Genomic DNA, 3,797 nt, shown 5'->3' on the forward strand with positions numbered 1-3,797 from the left:
ACCTGACAAAGCTCCTTGACGTAGCCGCCCGCCTTGATCGTATCGCGATTCCCCATGTAGACGAAGTAACCCTTCACAAGGCTGCGAACCAGGCGGGTTACATTGCCACCTTCGCCTGGGCCAAAGACGACCCCCGGACGCATGATGACAAGTCTTCGAGCACTATCGCCTGCCAGCCAGGCCAGATGAATTTTTTCAGCGGCCAGTTTCGAGCTTCCGTAAGGGCTCTCGGGGGTAGGGATGGATCGCTCATCCTTTCGGCTTTCGGACGGGCCATACGGCGAGATGCTGCTGGTAAAGATGATCTTTCGTGAGGATGTTCGCGTGGCCCAGTCACAGACATGCTCGGCCCCCAACAGATTCGTTTCAAAATATTCGGGGGCCGCATGGCCGGGTTCACGGTGGATCGCGGCAAAATTGAAGACAATCTCAGCCTGTGGCAGAAGATCTGTGGGCATTGGCTGCCGTACGTCATGCTGGACAAAGACAGCGCGCCCGGAAGAGAGCGCCTCCACAATAGGACGTGCATAGCCTTCCGTACGAGGAGGGCGGATATCCACCAAATAAATCGTATTCCGGGGATCGGCAGCAAGCAGCGTTAGTGCTGTGTGGGTGCCAATAAACCCGTTCCCCCCAAAAATAACGAATGACCTGTTCAACGCGTCCATGGGCTCAGTCGTCCTGTTCCTAGCCTAAAAAGTGTGTCAGTTTCGTGCAGTCAGTGTCAGAGTAGACGTAGTTTTGGCTTGCAGCCTCAAGCAATACGGAAGCTGAAGATTGTTCACAACCCCATTGGGGAAAACTCATTACGGCTGACATGAATATGAAACAAACGGGCCTGATCCACCATTGGTGACGTCTCCATTCTCTGTATACGTGTACTCCCTAGAATAGCCGGTCGCTTTGAATCGACAAAATCCTCCGAAGATATGTCGACAAACCGACATCCACCGGACTTTTTAGATAAAGCGCGGGGAAAGCTGAACGGATGTATGGATTCCGGTAGGAATTGACGGTACGTAACCGGCACTGGCAAAGCTACTTTATCGCGCGGACTGTGCCGCTGCCCTTGCCTGGGCTTCGATAGATTCCCGGAACTGTTGTTTAATCTCGTCCGCAAGTGACTGCAGTGCCCCATTTTCGGTGAACTCTCTCAGGTGGGCGTCGATTGACCGCTCCGCATTCGTCACGGCAGCCTCAACACTAACGGGGTCATCCGCCTGTACGGACTGAAACATCATGTCGCCGTTGACCCGGGCGATCAGTTCGTCGAAGTCCTGTCGAAGCTGAGCTGCGGCCGTATCGCTGCCGACGGTGATATTGATCTCACGGCTCATTGCATTTCTCCTGTTTCGGTCTGCTGGGGAAGGTGGAGAGCCCAGGGGCTTGCCTCTCCATAACCGGTGCGCCGCAACCCAGCCGTCCCAAGCAGCTGTTCCAGAGAGCGGCTGCCAACGACGACCAGTTCCTTTGTCTCCGGGGACTCGCGGAGATAGAGATCGGCCTCCGCGAGCCACTCCGAAAGCTGTTGTGCCGAAGCCTTTGCAACGCTTCCAGAGGTCAATAGTGGAAAGTAATACTTGAAGTTTTGGAACTCTCCCTCTGCCATATAACGCTTTAGCGTCTGCTTGGTGTGCTGCATATATCGCTGTGCCGCGGCAAGTGTGTCGGCCTCGCGGAAGCACATCAGGTTGGCAACTCCGCGGGCGCTCATGACCTCATACGCGGCAAGCGATTGCTGCAGGTTCGAGACGAAGATGCACGACCGGTCGGCCAGCCGGGGCTGAGTACCGTATTCCATATTCAAGAGATCGTCGAACCTCAGCTTGCGTGGAGCGGCTTCTGAGGGGTCAAAGCAGAAGCCCATCTCGGGCGACCATTGACGAGCATGAGATCCGTAGACCTTGCTTCCTCCCTCCTGGTGAAGTTGCTGTGTATCTAGCCAGAGAGCGGGTGTGCTGAGTCCGAGTTTTTCCGCCGCCGCAAGCAGCCTCTTCACCAGGTCAACGACGGGAGAACGTGCTTCACCCCAGAGGGGAAACGCGAGGTTCGGGACGCAGAACGCCTGGAACGGTGCGGCGCACTCTACCGGTGTGAGCTCGAGAACGGTTATGGCGGTCGCGGTGCTCATAATGGGTACTCGTCTCCATCCTTTTTGATCTCCTCCAGAAGCGCAATCAAGCGCTCGTCGAAGTCCGGATCGCGAAAGGCCAGCAGAATGCCCCGATCCTGTTCGCTCTCGATGCAATAGGCCGAGAAAATCTCAAACCACCTTTGGCGGTCGTCCGGCGACGCGTCCAGAAAGTGGGAGCTGTTAAAGCGAGGCAGCACAAACATCGAATGTTTTTTGGCGGGGCCGTCCGGAAGATGGGCTGCAAAGATCTCACGGCTCTTCGCCAGGAATGGGTGCTGCAGACGAGCCCCTTTGCGAATCATGGCATCGAAGTTCGTATCTTTCATGGCAGGATGGGTTGCGAGGACGCGCGGAAGCTCAATCTTTGGCCCGACAGGTTCCTGCCCGGCATCGATCCACAACATCAGCATGCCGCCGGCTCCGAAGAAGTCCTGCCGTTGCTGGGGCTGCTGTTCTCCGGCAAACCATGCGCAGTACTCGGGGACCAGATGATCAAGATTGAGCAGGCCATCGGAGCTGTGACTCTCGGTAAGCTTCTTGATCTCCATCGACGTGGGGACCGCAGGCAGCTGCTGGTTGGGCGCGAGCAGCATGCCTGTCATGGGCCGGTAGTCAAACATCGTGTTGACGAAGCGCTCATTCAGGTCCGTGCGGGTGTACTTCAGGAGTAGAAAGTTCTCTGAGGTCTGCTTCTCTTGTTTCAGGTCTTCATCCAGCCGCGCGATGAACTTCAGGATCCATTCCCGTCGACGGAATTTGATCGGGAACTCGGATACCGGCAGCCAATAGAGCGRGATATCGTCGATGGCATTTGCGCGGTGAAATGGCTCGAGCTGCCGCAACGACCTTACAGCAGTAAGACGGCGGCGGGCGGGTGTGGATATAAGTTCTTGCGTCATGATGATGCTCTATTGGCCGCACCGCTCGAACCGTACTGAGAGATTGAGTGCGGCATGATCCTGATTGCAGACAAGCGAGACTCTGCCATTCGCACGCCCATCCTGCAGGGAAATGTTGTCCGTTTTGTAGACGGAACAGGTGTTTTCGGGGAAGTCGACGGTCTTGCGATCGTATTCGAGATGAACCTTCCTGGTGCTGGGTGCAAGGGACATCGTGACGACAGCTTTTCCATCGGCCAGAAACGATAGCTCCTGGGAGCTGGCATGGTAGCGGCACGAATCGACGTGACGGTCCCAGGTCTGCGAGGACGGCGTATTGGGGTCTTGGACGTTGACGCCGCCGACTGCGGCATTTGAGCCCTTTAGATTCGTGCTGCCCATCGCCATTTCGGCTGCGTTGCAGCCCGTCATGATCGTGAGAGCCGCGAAGGTTGCCGTTGCTGCAACATGCATGATCACTGTCGGCCCTCCGTCGATGCATTCAGGAACTGATTGATCGTTCGCACGGCTTCATCCTGTCCGCTGCGATGGCTCCAGATGGGATAGGCGAGATCTCTGCCGGTTCGCGCCACCAGGCGGATACGGCCTGAGTTCGGCTTGGTGTCGAGCACAGCCTCTTCCAGATCTTTGAGTTCGCCAGTATTGGTTCGTACCGGCAGAAAGAGAGACATACGCCATTGCATCGCAACCGTACCCGCGCTTCGATCGAGTGCGATGGAGCCGGAGGTATATGACGCTGCCCAGAAAAGAGCGAGAGCCAACAC

At 56.5% G+C, this 3,797-nt stretch carries 6 protein-coding genes; all 6 read right to left on the reverse strand.

Annotated features, from left to right (window positions below):
* A partial coding sequence (locus tag AB4043_RS17800; RefSeq protein ID WP_442307671.1) for an NAD-dependent epimerase/dehydratase family protein occupies positions 1–668 on the reverse strand: 668 nt, incomplete at its 3' end.
* Between the two features lie 375 nt (positions 669–1,043).
* Complete coding sequence (locus tag AB4043_RS17805; RefSeq protein ID WP_442302615.1) at positions 1,044–1,337, reverse strand: hypothetical protein; 294 nt, start codon at positions 1,335–1,337, stop codon at positions 1,044–1,046.
* Positions 1,334–2,131: a hypothetical protein gene (locus tag AB4043_RS17810; RefSeq protein WP_442307672.1), complete on the reverse strand. Its 798-nt coding sequence runs from the start codon at positions 2,129–2,131 to the stop codon at positions 1,334–1,336. Before AB4043_RS17810 ends, AB4043_RS17805 begins: the two co-directional genes overlap by 4 nt.
* Positions 2,128–3,033: a hypothetical protein gene (locus AB4043_RS17815; RefSeq protein WP_442307673.1), complete on the reverse strand. Its 906-nt coding sequence runs from the start codon at positions 3,031–3,033 to the stop codon at positions 2,128–2,130. Before AB4043_RS17815 ends, AB4043_RS17810 begins: the two co-directional genes overlap by 4 nt.
* 9 nt (positions 3,034–3,042) lie before the next feature.
* Positions 3,043–3,486 carry a hypothetical protein gene (locus tag AB4043_RS17820; RefSeq protein ID WP_442302612.1) on the reverse strand — a complete coding sequence of 148 codons (444 nt, stop codon included), beginning with the start codon at positions 3,484–3,486 and terminating at the stop codon, positions 3,043–3,045.
* Between the two features lie 2 nt (positions 3,487–3,488).
* Positions 3,489–3,797 (reverse strand): hypothetical protein (locus tag AB4043_RS17825; RefSeq protein ID WP_442307674.1); only part of this gene is annotated, 309 nt, incomplete at its 5' end.

Source organism: Terriglobus sp. YAF25 (assembly GCF_052113305.1).
Classification (GTDB): domain Bacteria; phylum Acidobacteriota; class Terriglobia; order Terriglobales; family Acidobacteriaceae; genus Terriglobus.